This is a genomic window from Sphingopyxis sp. MWB1 (genome assembly GCF_000763945.1).
Classification (GTDB): Bacteria; Pseudomonadota; Alphaproteobacteria; order Sphingomonadales; family Sphingomonadaceae; genus Sphingopyxis.
Window position 1 is genome coordinate 2186985 of sequence record NZ_JQFJ01000002.1, and the last position, 19738, is coordinate 2206722.

Genomic DNA, 19738 nt, shown 5'->3' on the forward strand with positions numbered 1-19738 from the left:
GGGCGCCGATAAGGTGCTGGACAAGCTGGTCCGGCTCCGGTCAAAGGGCGCGCATGGCGGAGGTCAAGCTTCATCCCGACTGGCTCGCCGCGATCGGCGGCGAGTTTGAGCAGCCCTATATGGCGGCGCTCAAGCAGTTTCTGGCCGACGAACGCGCGAAGGGAAAGACCATCTATCCGCGCCCGCGCGACTGGTTCGCCGCGCTCGATGCGACGCCGCCGCAGGCGGTGCGCGTGGTGATTTTGGGGCAGGACCCCTATCATGGGCCGGATCAGGCGCATGGGCTGTGCTTTTCGGTGCGTCCCGGCGTGCGGACGCCGCCCAGCCTCGTCAACATCTATAAGGAGATGGAGGCGGACCTTGGCATAACCCCCGCGCGCCACGGCTGCCTGACCCATTGGGCGCGGCAGGGCGTGCTGCTGCTCAACAATGTGCTGACAGTCGAGGCGGGGCAGGCGGCATCGCACAAGGGGCGCGGGTGGGAACGCTTCACCGACGCCGCGGTCGCCGCGGTCGCCGCCGATCCGGCGCCCAAGGTCTTTATCCTGTGGGGCAGCCATGCCCAGCGCAAGGCCGCCGATCTGCCGGGACTGGGCGCGGATAGCCCGCATCTGATCCTCAGCGCGCCGCACCCGTCGCCGCTGTCGGCGCACAAGGGATTTTTCGGCACGCGGCCCTTCAGCCAGGCCAATGCGTTTCTGACCGCCAAGGGGCGCGGCGCCATCGACTGGCGGCTGCCCGATGTGGCGGAGGAATTGTCGCCGGCATGAGCCTGCTCGCCGATCCGGTGACGCTGGCGGTGCTGCTGGCGGCGGTGGTGCTGCTCGGCATGGCCAAGGGCGGGCTGGCGGGGGTCGGCGCGCTTGCCACGCCGCTCGCCGCGCTGGTGCTGCCGCCCGCGACCGCCGCCGCGCTGCTTCTCCCGATTTTGATCGTGCAGGATGCGATCAGCGTCTGGGCGTTTCGCAAGACATGGGACCGCTGGATCATCGCATGGATGCTCCCCGGTGCCGCCCTCGGCATTTTGGCGGGCTATTTTTACGCCGACCGGGTGGATGAGGCGCAGCTGATGGCGGCGCTGGGCGCGATTACCTTTGCCTTTGGCGTCTATCGCCTGTGGGTCGAGCGCGGCGGGCGGATCGTCGCCGCGTCGCAGTCGCCGGGCTGGGTCGGCAGCCTGTTTGGCGGGGCGATGGGGTTCGCCAGCCAGATCGCCCATGCCGGCGGCCCGCCGTTCCAGATGTGGGTCGCGCCGCGCAAGCTGCCCCACCTCACCTTTGTCGGGACCAATGCGGTGCTGTTCGCGCTGGTGAACTGGATCAAGGTGCCTGCCTATGTGGCGCTGGGCGCTTTCCCGCATGAGGTGATTGTCGCCGCGCTGATCCTGATGCCGCTGGCGATTGTTTCGACCCTGCTGACGGTACGCTGGTTGAAACGGATCGACGGGGCGCGATTCTATGTCATCATCTATCTGCTGATGATCTTCCTTGGCGCCAAGCTGATGTGGGACGGGCTGGGTGGATAAGGGGCGACTTGCGCTGCCAAAGCGCGTAGGCTCTGCCCCGCCGGGCAAAGGCGCCCGCGCCGTTTCAAGGTATTGACCATGGCCAAAGGCCAGAAGAAGACGAACCGCGAAATTCGCAAACCCAAAGCCGAAAAGCCGAAGAAGCCCAATGCCAGCAATCCGTCAACCAAGGCGGGGGTGGTCGCGGGCCTCGACAATATGAAGAAATAACCCCGCCGCCCGATGACTGACGTGACAATATTGGTCGATGCCGACGCCTGCCCGGTGAAGGAGGAGATTTACCGCGTCGCCTGGCGGCATGAGGTGGCGGTGAAGATCGTCGCCAACAGCCATTTGCGCGTGCCCGACCATCCGCTGATCGAACGGATCACCGTGTCGGACGGCTTTGACGCTGCCGACGACTGGATCGCCGAGGCGGCGCATGGGCGCGCGGTGGTGATCACGGCGGATATTTTGCTCGCCGACCGGGCGCTGAAGGCGGGGGCAAGCGTGCTGGCGCCCAATGGCAAGCCCTTTACCGCGGCCTCGATCGGCCCCGCGATTGCGACGCGCGCGATCATGGCCGACCTGCGCGCGGGCGGCGACCAGATTGGCGGACCGCCGCCGTTCAGCAAGAAGGACCGGTCGGCATTCTTGCAGGCGCTGGATGCGGCGTTGGTACGGCTCGCGCGGCAGGGGTAGGCCGCGAAGCGATTTACGGCGGGCGGTTGTGGGACGGATGGCTGGAGGGGCGTTGTCATTCATCCTTCGCCTTTCGGGCGAGCGAATGGGAAAGCCGCTTCGCGGCAAGCGCATTTCCTCCGCGCCTCCGCACGAACCGGGAACTTTGCGTCCTGATCCTTGGCCCAAAAGGAAGGCAGGCCCCGGGTCGAGCCCGGGGTGACGGGGTGTGTGCAGGGCGGTGCTTGACGGGATGCGGGTGGGGGCGCATTCTTGCGGTATGGCGCGTGACTATCAAAGCTTTGCGGCTTTCTGGCCCTTTTACCTGCGCGAGCATGGCAGGTCTGCGACGCGGGCGCTGCATTATATTGGGACCAGCCTGGTGGTGCTGATCGCGCTGTTTGCGCTGTTTTCGGGGCGCTGGGTGTGGCTGCTCGCGCTGCCGGTGGCGGGCTATGCCTTTGCCTGGGTCGCGCATTTCGGGGTCGAGAAGAACCGGCCCGCGACCTTTACCTATCCGCTGTGGAGCCTTGCGGCCGATTTTCGCATGTGGTGGCTGTGGCTGACCGGGCGGCTGGGGCCGGAGCTGGACCGCGCCGGGGTGACGCGCGGGCGTTTCGAACGCTGAACCTTCAGGAAGCTGCGGCGTTCGATCAGAGTGAGTGACAGCTTCGATTGGCGTTAGTTGCGAATCATTCTTAAGTTGGCAGCTCCGCTTTTGGAGAAACGCCTGTGCCGACCGATCTTGCCAAGACGATCACCTATCTGGCGCTGCATCTGACCATCGGTTTCAGCGTTGCCTATGCGCTGACCGGATCGGTGGCGCTGGCGGGCGGGATCGCGATTATCGAGCCGTGCATCAATGCTGTCGCTTTCTTTTTCCATGAAAAGGCGTGGCGCCGCGTCGGCGAGCGTCGCCTGATGAATGCCGCCACCTGAAATCAACCAAGGAGAAGAAGATGACCGTCAATCGCGCATCGGCCCATTATGAAGGGCTTGGCAAGGAAGGCCGGGGGTCGATCACGACCAAGTCGGGGGTGCTCGACGCCCAGCCCTATGGTTTCGGGACCCGCTTTGAGGGCAAGCCCGGCACCAATCCCGAGGAACTGATCGCTGCAGCGCATGCCGCCTGTTTCACCATGGCACTGTCCTTTGGTCTGTCGCGTGCGGGATATGCGGCGGGAACGCTCGACACCAGCGCCGAAGTGACGCTGGAGCAGCAGGAGGGCGGCTTTGCCGTGACCAAATCGGCGCTGTCGCTGACCGCGCGCGTCGAAGGAATTGACGCCGGTGAATTTGCGCGGCTGGCCGAAGAGGCGGAGAAAAATTGCCCGATATCGAAGCTACTCAATTGCGAGATTACGCTGGAGCATAGCCTCGAAAGCTGAGATGCGGACAAGCGGTGCAAAAAGCGCTTGATCTCAACCGGGGTTGAGCTTGCAAAGGGGCGGGCGATGAAATGATGATCGGAGCCATGCCATGAAGCTTTCCTCCCCGCCCTTTCTCGACCGCTACTTCGCGCGGATCCAATATGACGGGCCGCTTGCGCCGACGCTGGCGGTGCTGCGCGACCTGCAGGCGGCGCATGTCGCCGCCATTCCCTTTGAGGCGCTGGGGCCGCTCACCGACGAAGGCGTCGATATCAGCCCGGCGGCGATTGAGGCCAAGCTGATCGACGGCGGACGCGGGGGCTATTGTTTCGAGCATAATGGCCTGTTCCTTCGCGTGCTGCACGCCATCGGTTTCGAGGCCGAGGGGCTGCTTGCGCGGGTGCGCTGGATGCGGCCCGCCGATGCGCCGCCGTCGCCGCGCACCCATATGGTGCTGCGCGTGCGGATTGCGGGGCGCGCTTGGCTGGTCGATGTCGGCTTTGGCGGCAATGTGCCGACTGCCCCGCTCGCCTTTGGCGATGAAATGCCGCAGGCGACCCCGCACGAACGCTATCGCATCGCGCGCGAAGGCGCGCGCTGGTCGGTGCGGATCGAGGCGGGGGACACATGGATGCCGCTTTATGTCATCGATGACGAGGTGCCGCCCTTTGTCGATTATGAACTCGCCAACTGGTATACCTCGACCCATCCGGCATCGCATTTCCGCCACCAGTTGATCGCCGCGCGCACGACGGCAGCGGCGCGCTATGCGCTGCGCGAAAACCGGCTGACCATCCGCCATGCCGACGGGCGGACCGAGCAGCGCTATCTGGCCGCACGCGAGATTGAGGCGGCGCTGGGCGAGATTTTCGGCCTGAGCGTCGAGCCTGAATGGCGCGCCGCCATCGACCGCGCGGCGACCGCAGAGGTGGCGGCGGAGGTTCCGGCCTGACGATCTTGCCCGCGCGGCGCGCGCGGGTTCAGGGCGCCGGTGGCAGTTTCGGGCAGATGTCGCTCGTCCCCTGGGCGAGATCGCGCACCAGCGCGCCGGTGTCGCCGCCCTGCCGCTGGATCGCGATGGCGGAGACGATGGCGACATTATCCTCCTTGCCCTTGGCCACGGGGTCAAAGCCCAGCGTGACGATATAGGGCACATCATCCTTGCTGTGCATCATCATCGCCCCGGCGCGCCCGCCCGCGCGCAGCGGCATGAAGGGGCGAAGCTGATAATCGCTGGGGTCGCTGCGCGGCAGATAACAGCCAAAGCGGCCGAAATTCTGCGTCATGAAATCCAGCACCGCCGCGCGGTCGCGTCCGCCGCCGTTGACCGCCGCCGCCGCCCCGGCGAGCCGGTCGTCGACGATGCTGACGTCGATTTTCTCGGCAAAGCGCGGGAGAAGATCGGCATTGACCGCGCCGAGCGTCGCCATCAGCCCCAGATTGTCCATCGCCCGGTGCATCGCGCGATAGGAGGGCGGGACTTGCTCGGCGGTCACCACCGGAGCCTCGATTGTGATGCCGCCGACGCGTTTGAGATTGGCGCGGGCGAGCGGGCCGAAACAGGCGATCTGGTCGAGATGCCCCGACACGGCGGCGTGCGAGCTGGTCTTCGCCATCGCCCAGAGCCACAGGTCGGCGTCGATTTCGGACAGGCCCAGCGTCAGGAGATCGGGGCGCAGCGCGGTGCAGCTTCCCGAAAAGGCCTGCGGGCTGGCCTGCGCGGCGAGGGCGTCGGCCTTGGCGCCCAGCCGGTCGCGCACCGTTTGCGGGCGCCCATCGGCGGCGCGCATCGGGGTCGCGCTGAGGATGCTTTGCGGGATCGGCTGGGCAAGGTCGGAGAGGTAGCGGGTCGCGGGCAGCAGCACGCTCGCCTGATAATCGCCCTGCAAGGTCACCCCGCCCTGCAGCGTCGCGGGGTCGGTCTGGCCGAATTTGTCAAAGCCCAGATAGATGAATTCGGACTGGGTGCGATCGCCCGCGGGATTGGCGGTAAAGCGGCGCACCGCACGCGCCTCGCCGCCCACCTGGGTCAGCGCGTCATTCACCTCTTTCTTGCCCTCGCCCGCCAGCGCCTCGACCAGCGGGGCGAGCGGGGCGGAGACGGTCTTGGCGAAAAAGCCGAGGCCCGACCAAAGCTGGTCGATGCGCTGCTGGTTCGCCTCCATCTGATGCACCGATTTCAGATCGACGATCATTTCGGTGCCATAGACATGTTCCTGGACATTGATCGGCGTGATGAACAGGAAGCGCGGCGGCGCGCCTTCATTATTGACCCCCAGCACATCGGGGACGCAATGTTTCGCCTGCGGATTTTTGACGCTGATCAGGCGGATTTCCTGCCGCGTCGCCTGCCCCGCCGGGTTGCTGACGGCAAAACCCGCATTGATGCCCCACAGCCCTTCGCGCTTGAAAATATTGTCATAAATGCGGTCGTTGAGCTGGCGCCAGCGCTTGCCCTGTCCGCTTTCAAAGGCGCGGCGCGGACAAATGGCCGCCTCGGTCGAGTGATTGTCGATCAGGCGGACGAGGAAATAGCCGGCGTCGGGATGCGCGCCGACACGCTTTATCGTCACGCCATTGTCGAGCGGGGTGACGCGCCCCGCCAGCCCCTTTTGCAGCAATTCATCGCCGCTTTCGTCCGCCGCCGCCGCGCCCGCGGGCGCGCCCAGCGAAACCACCGCCGCAGCAATAGCCGCGGCAAACATGCCCTTGTCCATGGAAAGCCCCCTGTCCATGCGCCCCCTGCGCGAACAGGGGGCGACGCGCCACCCTATTCGCCTTCGCCCCCAGCTTATTGGACCAATGCGCCAAGGCAAGTGGATTTGGCGCCACAAAGGCGGCGATCAGTCGATGATGACGTCTTTCCCCTCAGCCTTCAGCGTGGCGAGGCTGTCTTTCATGGCTTGCAGGACTTCGGGCGGGTGGGGTGTCCAGCTTTCCACCTCGCCGATGATCCGCAGGGGCGCGCGGCTGCGATAGCTGCGCGTCGGGTTGCCGGGGAAACGCTGGTCGGTGAGATTGGGATCGTCGAACCAGTCGCCCGTGGGTTCGACGATATAGATACGCTCCCGCCCTTCTCCGGCGGCGAGTTCGCAGCCCCAGATCGCCGCTTCCAGCGTTGCGGCGAAATAGATCCACGACAAGGGCGCGCCGTCCGCAAAATTGCTGGTCCAGCCGGGCGCGAGCAAGTCGCCGACGGCGAGGTCGGCGCGGGTGCCGTGATAAAAGGTGGCGCCCGCATCGGGGCCGGTGGGCGGGGGCGAAGAGGAGCGGGGTGAAGGAGAGGTCATCGGAGCCGCTTTCCTTGCAAGGGGATGAAAGGCACAGGAAGCGCAGCGCGGCGACAGAGTCAAATCGGTGGCGGGCGGCGGCGGGATATTTCATCTGCGTCACCCCGGAGTTGATCCGGAGGCCATGGCTGCGGCGGTGCGGTGGATCCCGGATCAAGTCCGGGATGACGAAGGGGGGAAGGGCGGTCTTTTTCGACTCGTTGTCCGGCTCAGCCGGGGGCGCCCTGAAGCGGCCAGCGGCCATGTTCGACATGGGTGGTCCGCCCCACGATGCTTTCGGTGAGGATGATTTCATCGACCGTCCAGCCGATGGGCGGCATTTTTTCGGCGCGCAGCCGGTCGCCGCGATAGTTGATCGTGATGTGCGGTTCGGGGGTGGTGCCATCCGTGATCGGCGCTTTCTCGCACAGCAGATGGTTCACCAACGCCTTTTGAAACGCCCGCGCCTCGGCCAGCGGGTCGCGCGTCCGCAAGGTCACCGCGCGGCGATTCTCGATCCGGTCGAAGCGGAGCGGAAAGGGCGGCGCGACGAAGCTGTCGAGCGCGGCGATGGTCGCGGGCAGCCACTCGGGCGGGGCGTAATGGAGGTCGTAGAGCGAGATGAGCGTGACATGGAGCAGATGCGGCCCGCGCCCGGGGTCGTTGCGGGGCAGCGCGGCGATCGCCGCCTGCACGGGCCGAGGCGGCTTGGCCATGACGTAGAGGGGGTTCCGGGCGCGCATGGGTGGGAGTGTAGCATGGTGGTGGTGTTGCTGTGCCGACCATTTCCCGCTCTATGCGGCTCCCTAGGCCTTCGGTAATTTTTCTTCGAAATCCCAGTAATTGCTTAGCTCTCGAACAATCGCCTTCCGTGGATTGTCTTTCATCCCAGTAACGTACAATCGGTCCTTTTCATTCTGGGATAATAGTCGTTTCGAGTGCTTTTCAGGAGTTTCCTTAGACATTTTCGAGGTCCTTTATGTCGTCTATCATGCCAAGGATTTTAAGCTGTGAAGCAACAATTGCCTCAACGGAGAGATGTGCTGTAGAAAGAGAGGTAAATTTTGGAAGAGCCCGATCTTTCGTCCATTCAACGATATATCCCGCAGATGTTTTTCTTTTGGTGGAGCTGAAGATGTCTCTAAAACGCCTAGGGGACACGCCTTCAAAAGGGCGGAAGACAACCTTTTTTGATTTGTCTTTGGACGAAGATTCCTCGTCTATGGACACGTCTTCCGGGTAGAGTTCCTTCGTCATGCTCTTCGGATATGGTTCGATATAAACCACGTTCTCTATTCCCGACGAGATAATATGCCGTGCACACATGTGGCACGGGAAAGTGGTTGTGTAGATCGTCCCCCCACCGACTGCTAAGCCCCGCCGCGCCGCTTCGGATAATGCGTGCATTTCTGCATGAACAACTCTCCCAAATTCGATCAAATTTGACACTCTCAAATCTTTGAAACGGCTTTTGAGATTCCCAAAAATGAGGTTCGTTACAAAGGCGTCAATCTGATCGCTCGGGAGGTTGAGGACGTTCACGTCCTTCTCGGCGAGGAACTTTATAAGCTCCTCTATAATATCGATTTTCTTGACAGCGTTAAAGTCTCGTCCAGTTGTGAAATCACGATTGTCTCTTTTTCCTACATCGTCGATCCAAAATGAGCCTCCGCCAGGGAGCGGAACTTCGTTGCATCCCTGTGCGACGGCATCTCCTTGAGCATTCGCTATCACGGCGCCAATTTGCCGCGAAAGGTCGGCAGATTTGAGCGCGATCGAACTGGCTTGGAACATATGCATTTCGCAACGAGTCGGCGTTGCATATGGATAGCTAAAGATGTTTTGAAAAAATCCATCCAGTCTGGATTGGAAATCTCCGTGCATGGAGAGAAAAAAATCTGCCAAATGAAAAGTTTCAGATAGGTTTTGACCTATTTTTTCCCCCGGTCTCTTTCGATCAAGGCTAATTAACCTATCAGCAGACTCCAAGAATTTGGCATCATTTGTCGTTTTGTAGGATTTGGCTATTTGTCTAGTAAGATATGTTTTTCGTTCACTTTCGTGAGTGAACGCCGATATCATTATGAATTTGTCGCCATAAATGTGTCGAAGTAAGTCTACCTCGTCAGGGTGCTTGAGGCTGTTCAATATATAGCAATGATTATATAATTCTAGATCTTCGTAATCTAAATCACATCCCTCTTTCAAAAGAAATCCTTGTCTAAGGCTCCTTATTTCGGTAGTTATTAGCGGAACGGTCGCGGCTCCTGATTTTACTTTTCTCCTTAGGAAGTCTGCAGCCGCCATAAGAAGTTCAACCCGACGCTCAAACTTTGATTTCGTTATTTCATCAGAAACAGGTTTTGAGCAAACTGCTTGGATGAGTGAACTCACTCTTATCTGGAACGACTGATAGCCGTATGGTCTAATGGCATCTGCTACCTCAGATGCCAGTGATTGAAGGTCGGTGCCGGCGGGCCCTGCAAGTCCAATGACAATTTCGGGCTTCGGGAAAAGAGGATCGTAGTGCTTCATAGATATGAACTGTACTAAAAACTGCATTCTCGCAAGATGGACACCTCTCAATCATACTCCCGACCACTCGCGCCCAACTTGCTCATCTGCGTGTCCTTGTTTCTTTGTGCAAGATTTTTGAAGTCCGTTCAAAGGCGCCAAGGCCCATCGGCGCGCCTCACGCTATGGCTGATGCTTCCCTTGGAGGGAGCGATTTATAGTGGGTGAGGTCGAAGCGGATGTGGATGTGGAGGGAGGCGCCGGGGGCGGTGTGGGGCTGGAGCGCGGCGGCGAGGTTGGTGGCCAGCGTGTCGGCGAAGGCGTCGTCGCGGTGAGGCTTGGGCAGCGTCGACAGGCTGAGCAGCATATGGCTGTGATGATAGTCGGCGATGCTGTGGGCGCGGCCCTTGCAGGCGCCTGCGCCCGGGTCGAGGGCGAGGATCGTGCGCTCGACCGCCTGAAGGGCGGCGACGGCGTCGATCCTCTGATCCCCGGTGATGTACAGATCGGCTTGCGGCATGGGGCTTGAACTTAGGCCAGCAGAGCCACGCTGTTCAAGCCCGCCGTGCGCCGGTCAATCATGCTCGCGCCCGCCCGCGCCCATATACAGCTCGCGCCCGGTTTCCTCATAAACCTCGCTCATCTGCGCCATGCCCTTTTCGGCCTCTTCGGCGGCAATGAAGCCCGCGCTGTCCTGATTTTGCAGCTTCGCGAACTCGCGGACTTCCTGGCTGATCTTCATCGAGCAGAACTTCGGGCCGCACATGCTGCAGAAATGCGCCGACTTGGCGCCCTCGGCGGGGAGCGTCTGGTCGTGGTACTGCTCCGCCGTGTCGGGGTCGAGGGACAGGTTGAACTGGTCGCGCCAGCGGAATTCGAAGCGCGCTTTTGATAGCGCGTCGTCGCGGACCTTGGCGGCGGGGTGGCCCTTGGCGAGGTCGGCGGCGTGGGCGGCGAGTTTATAGGTGACGACGCCGACCTTCACATCGTCGCGGTCCGGGAGGCCGAGATGCTCCTTGGGCGTGACGTAGCAGAGCATCGCGGTGCCGTACCAGCCGATCATCGCGGCGCCGATGCCGCTGGTGATATGGTCATAGCCCGGCGCGATGTCGGTGGTGAGGGGCCCGAGCGTGTAGAAGGGCGCCTCGCCGCACGCTTCCAATTGCTTGTCCATATTCTCCTTGATCTTGTGCATCGGGACGTGCCCCGGCCCCTCGATCATCACCTGCACATCCTGTTCCCACGCGCGCTTGGTGAGCTCGCCCAGCGTGTAAAGCTCGGCGAACTGCGCCTCGTCGTTCGCGTCGGCGATGCTGCCGGGGCGGAGGCCATCGCCCAGCGAATAGGCGATGTCATAGGCCTTCATAATCTCGGTAATCTCGTCGAAATGGTCGTAGAGGAAGCTTTCCTTGTGATGCGCGAGGCACCATTTCGCCATGATGCTGCCGCCGCGGCTGACGATGCCGGTGACGCGCTTTGCGGCGAGGGGGACGTAGGGCAGGCGGACGCCGGCGTGGATGGTGAAATAGTCGACGCCCTGCTCGGCCTGTTCGATGAGCGTGTCGCGGAAGATTTCCCAGGAGAGCTCCTCGGCGATGCCGCCGACCTTTTCGAGCGCCTGATAGATGGGGACGGTGCCGATCGGGACGGGCGAGTTGCGCAAGATCCATTCGCGCGTGTCGTGGATGTTGCGCCCCGTGCTGAGGTCCATGACGGTGTCGGCGCCCCAGCGGATCGACCAGACCATCTTGTCGACTTCGGACGCGACGTCCGACGCGACCGCGCTGTTGCCGATATTGGCGTTGATCTTGACGAGGAAGTTGCGGCCGATCGCCATCGGCTCGCTTTCGGGGTGGTTGATATTGTTCGGGATGATCGCGCGGCCGCGCGCGACCTCGTCGCGGACAAATTCGGGGGTGACATAATCGGGGATCGACGCGCCCCAGTCCTGCCCGTCGCGGACATATTCGGCGAGCCGCTCGCGGCCGAGATTTTCGCGGGTCGCGACATATTCCATCTCGGGCGTGATGATGCCGCGGCGGGCATAGTGCATCTGGCTGACGTTGGCGCCGGGTTTGGCGCGCAGCACGGTCTTGCGGACGTTGGGGAAGGCGGGGACGCCGCCCGACCGGTCGGGGCCGAGCTGGCCGTTATCCTCGGGGCGGACTTCGCGCTGGGTGACTTCCTCGACATCGCCGCGCGCGCGAATCCAGGGCGCGCGCAGTTCGGGAAGGCCCTGTGCGATGTCGATGGCGGCATTCGGGTCGGTATAGGGGCCGGAGGTGTCATAGACGCGCACCGGCGGCTCGCCCGACGAAGGCTCGAGCATGATTTCGCGCATCGCGACGCGGATGCCGCTGCCCGACGGGCAGGCGACGTGGATCTTGCGGCTGCCGCGGATCGGGCCGGTGGTGACGCCAATGGGGGTGGCGCCGGCGGTTTCGAGGCGGGAATCAATGTCGGCCATGTGCAGTCGCTCCAAATAGCTTGCGGAGCGAAGATGGGATTTCCGGCCCTTTGAAAGCTGGCGCGGAATGCCGACCCTCCCTCCGCCCGTATTACCGGGATCAGGTTCGACGGGTCGCGGTCTATTCCGCTCTCAACCTGCGATTGCGCGTCAGGCTCCCCGGGGATTGGACGGGTGTAGTCCTTTGCGGGCGCGCTGTCCATCGCTGTGCGTCGCCTGTTGCACGGCGCGCGACCAGCGGAGGGGGCGGGAGGAGGCGCCATTAATATCGCATGAAATTGTCATGATATTGCAATGACTTGGTCATTGCTCTGACGCGCCTCCTCGTCAAAGAGCGCGCAGGCGAACCGCGTTCAAGGCCCCGTAGAAGGGCCGTGTCACAGGCGCGCCGGTCGCGCGGAACGGTCCGCCGACATTCAACAGGGTCAACAGGAAGGTCTCCCCTCGTCATGAAGAATATGCCGCGCAACCTGCCGCGCTTTTCGCTTGCCATGCTGCTTGCCGCTACATCGACTCCCGCGCTGGCCTTTGCCGAGGCGAATGGTGCGGACGCGGCCGACGCCGCCGCGCCGATGGCCGAGGGCAGCGCGAGCGGCGGCGATATCGTCGTTACCGCGCAAAAGATCGAGCAGCGGGCGATCGACGTGCCGATCACCATTTCGGCAAACAGCGGCGAGGCGATGCGCGCGCTGGGGGTCAGCGATCTGGATGAACTGTCCAACTATGTTCCGGGGCTCAACATTCAGGAGCAGAGCGCGAACAATCCCGGCGTCGTCATCCGCGGCATCACGTCGGACAGCGGTTCGGCGCAGCAGGCGCCGCGCGTCACGCTTTATTATAATGGCACCGATATTTCGCGCTCGCGCGGTTCCTATCAGGCGATCTACGACGTCGACCGGATCGAGGTGATCAAGGGGCCGCAGGCGACGCTGTTCGGCACCGCATCGGCGGTCGGCGCGATCAGCATCATTTCGGCGCGGCCCAAGCCCGGCTTTTCGGGCGAGGTCAATGCGAGCTATGGCAATTTTGATGCGACCGTGCTTGGCGGGCACCTTAATCTGGGGTCGGAGAAGGTCGCGGGGCGCGTCGCCTTTGAATGGAAAAAGCGCGATGGCTATGTCCGCAATCTCGCGCCCGATCAGGATGATCTTTATGCGCAGGATCAGCTGGGCGCGCGCGGCTCGCTGCGCCTGACGCCGAGCGAGCGTTTCACCGCCGACCTGATCCTGACCTATGACCGCCAGCGCAACAGCGGCACGCCCTTTATTTCGGGCACATATCCGACCGCGTCGGGCCCCGCCAATCCCTTTGGCGATGCGGCGCTGGGCGGTTCGCCCTTGTCAAAGGAGGCGCTGGGGCAGGCGAAGCTGGGGCTGACGCGCGATGTCTATGACGCCAATCTGACGCTGGGCTGGGACGTCGCCGACGATTGGACGATCAGCATGATCAACGCCTATCGCGAATTTGACTCGCTGGAGATTTTCGACGCCGACGGCAGCGCTGCCTGGTATCTGGAATTTGCCGAAGATGCCAAGGGGCATCAGTTCAACCATGAAACGCGCTTTTCCTATGACAGCGCGGGGTTTCGCGGCTCGTTCGGCTGGAACGCCTTTATCGAAAGCGGGTCGCAGGCGGTGCCCTTTTCGAGCGAAGAGGGGATTTTCCTGCAATGTGCCGCGCGGCTGATCCCGAACCTGCCCTGCATTGCGCCCGACGGCAGCGTCGCGGCGGCGGCGGCGACGGGCATTTTGACGGGCGGCGCGGCGACGGTGATCCCCTATCAATCGAACTTCGCCAATATCGGCAAGAACCAGAGCTATTCGGTGTTCGCCGACGGGACGTGGATCGCCAGCGACGCGCTGGAAGTGACCGCGGGCATTCGCGCGCTGATCGAAAAGCGCCGCTCGGGCTATCATGCCGAGGTGCCGGGATCGGTGCTGACCGGCGGCCCGTCGCTGATCCCCGGACAGGTCGATACGGGCGGCGAGACTTTCTGGTCGGAAGACAGCTTCCAGGCCTTTCTGCCGCGTTTCAACATCCTCTATCGCATGGGTGACGGGGTGAATGCCTTTGCCACCGTGTCGAAAGGGCGGCGTTCGCCGACGGTCAGCCTGAGCGCGCGCCGCACGGCGAGCGGTCCGGTGGCCAATATCAACCCGGTCGCATCGGAAAATGTCTGGAACTATGAGGTCGGGCTGAAGCTCGCGCGCGGCGGTTTTGCGGGATCGCTGGGCGTCTATTACCAGAAATATGATAATTTCCAGGTCTCGGTGCGCCAGCCCGACGGGACGACGATCACCCAGAGCGCAGGCACGGCGAGCAATCTGGGGGTCGAAGCCGAGGCGAGCGTCGCGGTCAGCCCGTGGCTGAAGCTGTTCGGCAATGTCGGCTATATCGACGGCGGCATCGACGACAAGGAGGTCAATGGCGTGTTCGCGGGTCAGCGTTTCCGCCTGCAACCCGAATGGCAGGCCGCGGCAGGCTTCACCATCGACGCGCCGCTGGGCGGCGGCATGCGCTTTTTCGCGACGCCCAGCATCACCTATCGCAGCCGCATCTTCTTTGAAGTGCCGAACAAGGCCGAGATCAGCCAGGATGCGGTTACGCTCGTCAATGCGCGCGCCGGGTTTAGCTTTGCCGACGAGCGGTTCGAAATTGCGGGTTTTGTCCGCAATGCGACCGATGAGGATTATCTGCTCGACGCGGGCAATACCGGCGGCGCCTTTGGCATTCCGACCTTCATCCCCGCCGAACCGCGGCTTTACGGCGTACAGCTGGTCGCGCGCTTCTGAACGAAGGCGCTGATCCAGGGGCAGGCCTGTGTCCCCGCGAAAGCGGGGACACATCGGTCAGAGGCCGAGCGCCTCCAGATCGGCATGGTCGTCCGGGCGGCGGCCGCCCTTTTTGTCGCGCGGCCAATGGAGCCGCCGTTCGCTTTCGGCAATGGCCAGATCATTGATGCTGGCGATGCGCCTTTCCATCAGGCCATGTTCGTCGAACTGCCAATTTTCATTGCCATAACTGCGCCACCATTGGCCTGTCGCGTCATGCCATTCATAGGCGAAGCGCACCGCGATGCGATGCCCGGCGAAGGTCCACAGGCCCTTGATCAGCCGATAGTCCTGCTCGCGCGCCCATTTGTCGGTAAGGAAACGGATGATGGCCTTGCGCCCCGTCAGGAACAGGTCGCGGTTTCGCCAGCGGCTGTCGGGCGTATAGGCAAGCGCGACCCGTTCGGGATCGCGGCTGTTCCACGCATCTTCGGCAAGCCGCACTTTCTGCGCGGCAGTTTCGGCGGTGAAGGGCGGCAGCGGTGGGCGGGCCATGTCGTTGCCCCTGGTCATGCCGCGTCCCACCCCGGCATGGCGCGGAAGCCCGGAAGGGCGGCGATGCGGCGCGTCCAGGCGGCGACATGCGGCCAGCGGGCGGGGTCGAGCCCCGCGTCGCCGATCAGCGCGAGATAGGGGCTGGCGGCCATGTCGGCGATGGTGAGCCGGTCGCCGACCAGCCAGTGCCGTTGGGCCAGATGCGCGTCGATCACCGGCAGGAATTTTTCGGTGATCGCGAGCGCTTGCGCCTGGTCGATGGGGGCATCGAACAGCCGCTCGAGGCGGAGCGCAGCGGGGCCGTTCTGAATTTCATTGGCGGCGTGCGAGAGCCAGACGTTGATTTCGCCACGCTCCTGCGGATCGCGCCCGTCCCAATCGCCGGGACGGTGACGCGCGGCGAGATAGGCGAGTATCGCCTGGCTGTCGCGCAGGGTGAAATCATCCTCGCGATAAAGCGGTATCTGGCCCATCGGGTTGAGCGCGCGATAATCGGACGAGGCGCGGATAGCGGCATCGGTCGGCACCTCTTCCCAAGCCGTTTTTTCCTCAAACCCCAGAAAGGTGAGGGCGAGGCGGACCTTGTGTGCGTTGCCCGACAAGGGCGTCCCGTAAAGGCGGATCATGTTTCTTCTCCTGTGCTTGAGGGCGTCTCGATGCCGAGGCGGGCGCGAAGCTGGTTGAGTTCGGCGGCGAGCGGGCGGATCGCCTCCATCATCTCGGCCTCGGTAAAGCGCGGGGTGATGTGCTGGGAGCAGTTCCATTCCCAGCCGATCACCTCGATGAAAAAGCCGCGTTCGGGCGTCGCGCGATAATCGGGCGGCATCAGAGCGGTGACGGCGGCGGGATCGTCAGCCGCCTCGACAATGCTCGCATGGCCGAGCAGCTTGAGCCGGCGCCGATTGGCATAATCCATCAGAAAGAGCGCGACGCGCGGATTTTCGGCGAGGTTTGCGGTGCTGATATATTGCCGGTTCCCCGAAAAATCGGCGAAGCCGATGCGGTTGGCATCGAGGTGACGGAGAAATCCGGGCGGGCCGCCGCGATGTTGCATATAGGGCCAGCCATGCGGGGTGACGCTGGCGATATAAAAGCTGTCGCGCGCCGCGATGAAGGAAATTTCCTTGCCGGTCAGCGCATCGGGCGTCCCGTCGGCATCGGCCTCCATCCGCGCATAGGAGGCGCGCGAACCATGCGTTTCCTGCCGCGCGCGGGCGGCGTCGGTGAAGATGGTACGAAGATAGTTGCGCGCCACAAGCGCCTCCCGATGAAAATGCTTCGGTCGGGCGGGATCTACGCCATTGTTCCTGCCGGGATAATATGCGAAAAATTGGCCAATCTATTCCGATAAGTGGAATAATAATGGATCGGCTGCGGGCGCTGGAAATTTTTGTCGCGGTGGCGGGCGAGGGGGGCTTTGCCGCGGCGGCGCGCAAGCTGGGCAGCTCGCCGCCCGCGGTGACGCGCGCGATTGCGGCGCTGGAGGCGCGGCTAGGGACGCGATTATTCCATCGCTCGACGCGCGCGGTCGCGCTGACCGATGCGGGCGCCGCCTTTCTGGTCGAGGCCCGGCGCATATTGGCCGATCTGGCTGATGCCGAGCGCGCGGCGCGCGGCGGCGAGGCCACCCCGCGCGGGCAGCTTCACCTGACCGCGCCGGTGATGTTCGGCCGGCTGCATGTGCTGCCCGTGGTGCAGGCGATGCTGGCGCGCCATGCCGAGCTGACGGTGCGGATGATGCTGATCGATCGCAATGTCCGCATTGTCGAGGAAGGGATCGACGTGGCGGTGCGGATCGGCGCCCTGTCCGATTCGAGCCTGAAAGCGGTGCGGATCGGGTCGGTGCGGCAGATGCTCGCCGCCAGCCCCGCCTATCTCGCGCGCCATGGCGCCCCCGAATGCATCGCCGATCTGGACCGGCACCAGCTGATCGGGTCGATGGGGCCGCGGGTGACGCGCGAATGGCAATTTGCGCGCGGTCGCCACCGGATCGAGGGGCAGGCGCGGCTGACCCTCAACAGCGTCGAGGCCGCGCTCGCGGCGGCGGAGGCGGGATTGGGCATCGTCAATCTGCTGAGCTATCAGCTTGCCGATGCGGTGCAGGCGGGGCGGTTGATCGCGCTGATGCCCGACGAGCAGCCGCCCGCGCTGCCCGTCCATCTGTTGTTCGACAGCTCGCGCTCCGCGCTGCCTGCGGTGCGATTGTTTCTCGATGCGATGAAGGAAGAGGCGCGCCGTGCGCGGCTGGCGTAAAGGCCGCTCGGTGCTTGCAGTCGGTGCGGTTTCGGGCCATCGCGCGCGCATGATGTGCCGAATGATCCTCCTCGTCCGCGCCCCGGTGCCGCAATGAGCCGCGCGCCGCGCCTTGCGGGCTATGCGCTGATGCTCGCGGCGGGGGCGCTCGCGGTGGCGATGCGGCGCGGGATGGTGGAGAGCATCGGGCCCTTTCCCGTGGCGGCGGCCGCGCTGCTGCTGGGCATGATCGGGGTGATGCTGGTCTTCACCGACCTGATGGTGCGCGGTCTTTATGCCCAGGTGGAAAGCGCGAAGCTCGAAAGCGCGAAGCGCGCGCAGGAAGAGGATGGCGGGGAGGCCTAGTTGCCGCTCGCGCGGCGCGCCGGAAACCCTTTTCATTCGACACTATCGGCGCCACCCATTATGACGGCGTGATGACTGATGTTCCGCATACGCCGCTGCTCGACACGGTGGATGTCCCCGCCGACCTCCGCAAGCTGAAACCCGAACAGCTCTGCCAGCTCGCCGACGAGCTGCGCGCCGAGATGATCTCGGCGGTTGGCACCACGGGCGGGCATCTGGGCAGCGGGCTGGGGGTCGTCGAGCTGACGGTCGCGATCCATTATGTGTTCAACACGCCCGACGACAAGCTGATCTGGGACGTGGGGCATCAATGCTATCCGCACAAGATCATCACCGGGCGGCGGGACCGTATCCGCACCCTGCGCCAGGGCGGCGGCCTGTCAGGCTTCACGAAGCGCGCCGAGAGCGAATATGACCCCTTTGGCGCAGCGCACAGCTCGACCTCGATCAGCGCGGCGCTGGGCTTTGCCGTCGCCAACAAGCTGAATGATGCGCCGGGGCGCGCCATTGCGGTGATCGGCGACGGGTCGATGTCGGCGGGCATGGCCTATGAGGCGATGAACAATGCGAAGCAGGCGGGCAACCGGCTGGTCGTGATCCTGAACGACAATGACATGTCGATCGCACCGCCGGTCGGGGGGCTGAGCGCCTATCTCGCGCGGCTCGTTTCCTCGCGACCCTTTCTGGAATTTCGCGAGATTGCGCGGCGTTTTGCGCGCAAATTGCCGCAGCCGCTGCACAAGGCGGCGCGCAAGACCGACGAATATGCGCGCGGCATGGCGATGGGCGGCACCTTGTTCGAGGAGCTGGGCTTTTATTATGTCGGTCCCATCGACGGGCATAATCTCGAACATCTGATCCCGGTGCTGGAAAATGTGCGCGACAGCGACCATGGCCCGGTGCTGATCCATGCCGTCACCAAAAAGGGGCATGGCTATGCCCCCGCCGAAGCGGCGGCGGACAAATATCATGGCGTCCAGAAATTTGACGTCATCACGGGTCAGCAGGCGAAGGCGCCGCCGGGCCCGCCCGCCTATCAGAATGTGTTCGGCGAAACGCTGGCGAAGCTGGCTGAAACCGACAAGCGGATCGTCGCGATCACCGCCGCTATGCCGTCGGGGACGGGCGTGGACAAATTTGCCAAGGCGCATCCCGACCGCACCTTTGACGTTGGCATCGCCGAACAGCATGCGGTGACCTTTGCCGCCGGACTCGCGGCGCAGGGAATGCGGCCCTTTGCCGCCATTTATTCGACATTTCTCCAGCGCGCCTATGATCAGGTGGTGCATGATGTGGCGATCCAGAATCTGCCCGTGCGCTTTGCGATCGACCGCGCGGGGCTGGTTGGGGCCGATGGTTCGACCCATGCGGGATCGTTCGACATCACCTATCTGGCGACGCTGCCCAATATGGTGGTGATGGCGGCGGCGGACGAGGCCGAGCTGGTCCATATGACCTATACGGCGGCCGAATATGATGATGGGCCGATTGCGTTCCGCTATCCGCGCGGCAGCGGGACGGGCGTGCCGCTGCCCGAGGTGCCGCAAAAGCTGGAGATCGGCAAGGGCCGCATCGTGCGCGCGGGCAAGACGGTCGCGATCCTGTCGCTGGGCACAAGGTTGGCCGAGGCGCTGAAGGCCGCCGACACGCTGGAAGCGCGCGGGCTTTCGACCAGCGTCATCGACCTGCGCTTTGCCAAGCCGCTCGACGAGGAACTGATCCGCAAGACGCTCAGCGGACATGAAGTGTGCGTGACGATCGAGGAAGGCAGCATCGGCGGGCTGGGCGCGCATGTGCTGACGCTGGCGAGCGACGCCGGGCTGATCGACGCGGGGCTGAAGCTTCGCACGATGCGCCTGCCCGACCAGTTCCAGGATCAGGACAAGCCCGAGGCGCAATATGACGCCGCCGGGCTGAATGCGCCGCAGATCGTCGATTGTGTGCTGAAAGCGCTGCGCCATAATAGCGCCGGGGTCGCGGAGGCCGGGCAGCGGGCCTGATGAAAGCGC

The 19738-nt window shown here is 63.6% G+C and carries 21 protein-coding genes and 1 riboswitch; of the genes, 12 read left to right on the forward strand and 9 right to left on the reverse strand.

Annotation, left to right across the window (positions count from 1 at the left end; all coding sequences use genetic code 11):
- The first annotated feature begins 53 nt into the window (after positions 1–53).
- From ung to JV18_RS0110945, 8 genes are all read left to right on the forward strand, one after another.
- A complete protein-coding gene (gene ung / locus JV18_RS0110915) occupies positions 54–770 on the forward strand; it encodes a uracil-DNA glycosylase (RefSeq protein ID WP_033074507.1) in 717 nt (238 codons plus the stop codon).
- Entirely contained in the window at positions 767–1525 is a 759-nt protein-coding gene (locus JV18_RS0110920; protein WP_033074508.1) for a sulfite exporter TauE/SafE family protein, read from the forward strand. Before ung ends, JV18_RS0110920 begins: the two co-directional genes overlap by 4 nt.
- A gap of 78 nt (positions 1526–1603) precedes the next feature.
- Positions 1604–1735, forward strand: a complete 132-nt coding sequence (locus tag JV18_RS15740; RefSeq protein ID WP_268746268.1) for a hypothetical protein — start codon at positions 1604–1606, stop codon at positions 1733–1735.
- A gap of 12 nt (positions 1736–1747) precedes the next feature.
- Positions 1748–2206, forward strand: a complete 459-nt coding sequence (locus JV18_RS0110925; protein WP_033074509.1) for a YaiI/YqxD family protein — start codon at positions 1748–1750, stop codon at positions 2204–2206.
- A gap of 259 nt (positions 2207–2465) precedes the next feature.
- Entirely contained in the window at positions 2466–2813 is a 348-nt protein-coding gene (locus JV18_RS0110930) for a DUF962 domain-containing protein (protein ID WP_033074510.1), read from the forward strand.
- A gap of 104 nt (positions 2814–2917) precedes the next feature.
- Positions 2918–3124, forward strand: coding sequence for a DUF2061 domain-containing protein (locus JV18_RS0110935; RefSeq protein WP_033074511.1), 207 nt, complete (start codon positions 2918–2920; stop codon positions 3122–3124).
- Between the two features lie 20 nt (positions 3125–3144).
- Positions 3145–3573, forward strand: a complete 429-nt coding sequence (locus JV18_RS0110940; protein ID WP_033074512.1) for an OsmC family protein — start codon at positions 3145–3147, stop codon at positions 3571–3573.
- Between the two features lie 91 nt (positions 3574–3664).
- On the forward strand, positions 3665–4507 hold the full coding sequence (locus tag JV18_RS0110945) for an arylamine N-acetyltransferase family protein (RefSeq protein ID WP_033074513.1): 843 nt from the start codon (positions 3665–3667) through the stop codon (positions 4505–4507).
- Positions 4508–4535: 28 nt separating this feature from the next.
- On the opposite strand, the gene JV18_RS0110950 is transcribed toward JV18_RS0110945, so the two are convergent.
- The 6 genes from JV18_RS0110950 to thiC all read right to left on the reverse strand — a co-directional run bounded on the left by JV18_RS0110950 (position 4536) and on the right by thiC (position 11805).
- Positions 4536–6272, reverse strand: coding sequence for a hypothetical protein (locus JV18_RS0110950; protein WP_033074514.1), 1737 nt, complete (start codon positions 6270–6272; stop codon positions 4536–4538).
- Positions 6273–6398: 126 nt separating this feature from the next.
- On the reverse strand, positions 6399–6845 hold the full coding sequence (arr, locus tag JV18_RS0110955; protein ID WP_033074515.1) for an NAD(+)--rifampin ADP-ribosyltransferase: 447 nt from the start codon (positions 6843–6845) through the stop codon (positions 6399–6401).
- Positions 6846–7054: 209 nt separating this feature from the next.
- Positions 7055–7540: a 2'-5' RNA ligase family protein gene (locus JV18_RS14730; protein WP_160174192.1), complete on the reverse strand. Its 486-nt coding sequence runs from the start codon at positions 7538–7540 to the stop codon at positions 7055–7057.
- Positions 7541–7781: 241 nt separating this feature from the next.
- Positions 7782–9359, reverse strand: a complete 1578-nt coding sequence (locus tag JV18_RS15060; protein WP_160174193.1) for a deaminase — start codon at positions 9357–9359, stop codon at positions 7782–7784.
- 157 nt (positions 9360–9516) lie between these two features.
- Positions 9517–9858, reverse strand: a complete 342-nt coding sequence (locus JV18_RS0110970) for a hypothetical protein (RefSeq protein ID WP_052071916.1) — start codon at positions 9856–9858, stop codon at positions 9517–9519.
- Between the two features lie 54 nt (positions 9859–9912).
- Positions 9913–11805, reverse strand: coding sequence for a phosphomethylpyrimidine synthase ThiC (thiC, locus tag JV18_RS0110975; RefSeq protein WP_033074517.1), 1893 nt, complete (start codon positions 11803–11805; stop codon positions 9913–9915).
- A gap of 60 nt (positions 11806–11865) precedes the next feature.
- A riboswitch (TPP riboswitch) is annotated at positions 11866–11977 on the reverse strand.
- Positions 11978–12254: 277 nt separating this feature from the next.
- Between thiC and JV18_RS0110980 the strand changes: the two genes are divergently transcribed.
- Positions 12255–14597, forward strand: a complete 2343-nt coding sequence (locus tag JV18_RS0110980; RefSeq protein WP_443027780.1) for a TonB-dependent receptor — start codon at positions 12255–12257, stop codon at positions 14595–14597.
- Positions 14598–14654: 57 nt separating this feature from the next.
- On the opposite strand, the gene JV18_RS0110985 is transcribed toward JV18_RS0110980, so the two are convergent.
- Genes JV18_RS0110985 through JV18_RS0110995 form a run of 3 tightly spaced genes read right to left on the reverse strand, consistent with a single transcriptional unit; the run spans position 14655 to position 16386 of the window.
- Positions 14655–15131, reverse strand: coding sequence for a nuclear transport factor 2 family protein (locus JV18_RS0110985; protein ID WP_033075272.1), 477 nt, complete (start codon positions 15129–15131; stop codon positions 14655–14657).
- A gap of 14 nt (positions 15132–15145) precedes the next feature.
- Positions 15146–15757: a glutathione S-transferase family protein gene (locus tag JV18_RS0110990; RefSeq protein WP_033074518.1), complete on the reverse strand. Its 612-nt coding sequence runs from the start codon at positions 15755–15757 to the stop codon at positions 15146–15148.
- The gene (locus JV18_RS0110995; RefSeq protein WP_052071919.1) at positions 15754–16386 is read right to left on the reverse strand and encodes a pyridoxamine 5'-phosphate oxidase family protein; all 633 of its coding nucleotides are present in this window, start codon (positions 16384–16386) and stop codon (positions 15754–15756) included. Before JV18_RS0110995 ends, JV18_RS0110990 begins: the two co-directional genes overlap by 4 nt.
- A 107-nt stretch (positions 16387–16493) precedes the next feature.
- On the opposite strand from JV18_RS0110995, the gene JV18_RS0111000 reads away from it, so the two are divergent.
- From JV18_RS0111000 to dxs, 3 genes are all read left to right on the forward strand, one after another.
- Complete coding sequence (locus tag JV18_RS0111000) at positions 16494–17384, forward strand: LysR substrate-binding domain-containing protein (RefSeq protein ID WP_033074519.1); 891 nt, start codon at positions 16494–16496, stop codon at positions 17382–17384.
- Between the two features lie 93 nt (positions 17385–17477).
- A complete protein-coding gene (locus JV18_RS0111005; RefSeq protein WP_033074520.1) occupies positions 17478–17729 on the forward strand; it encodes a hypothetical protein in 252 nt (83 codons plus the stop codon).
- A gap of 71 nt (positions 17730–17800) precedes the next feature.
- Positions 17801–19729: a 1-deoxy-D-xylulose-5-phosphate synthase gene (dxs, locus tag JV18_RS0111010; RefSeq protein WP_033074521.1), complete on the forward strand. Its 1929-nt coding sequence runs from the start codon at positions 17801–17803 to the stop codon at positions 19727–19729.
- Positions 19730–19738 lie beyond the last annotated feature (9 nt).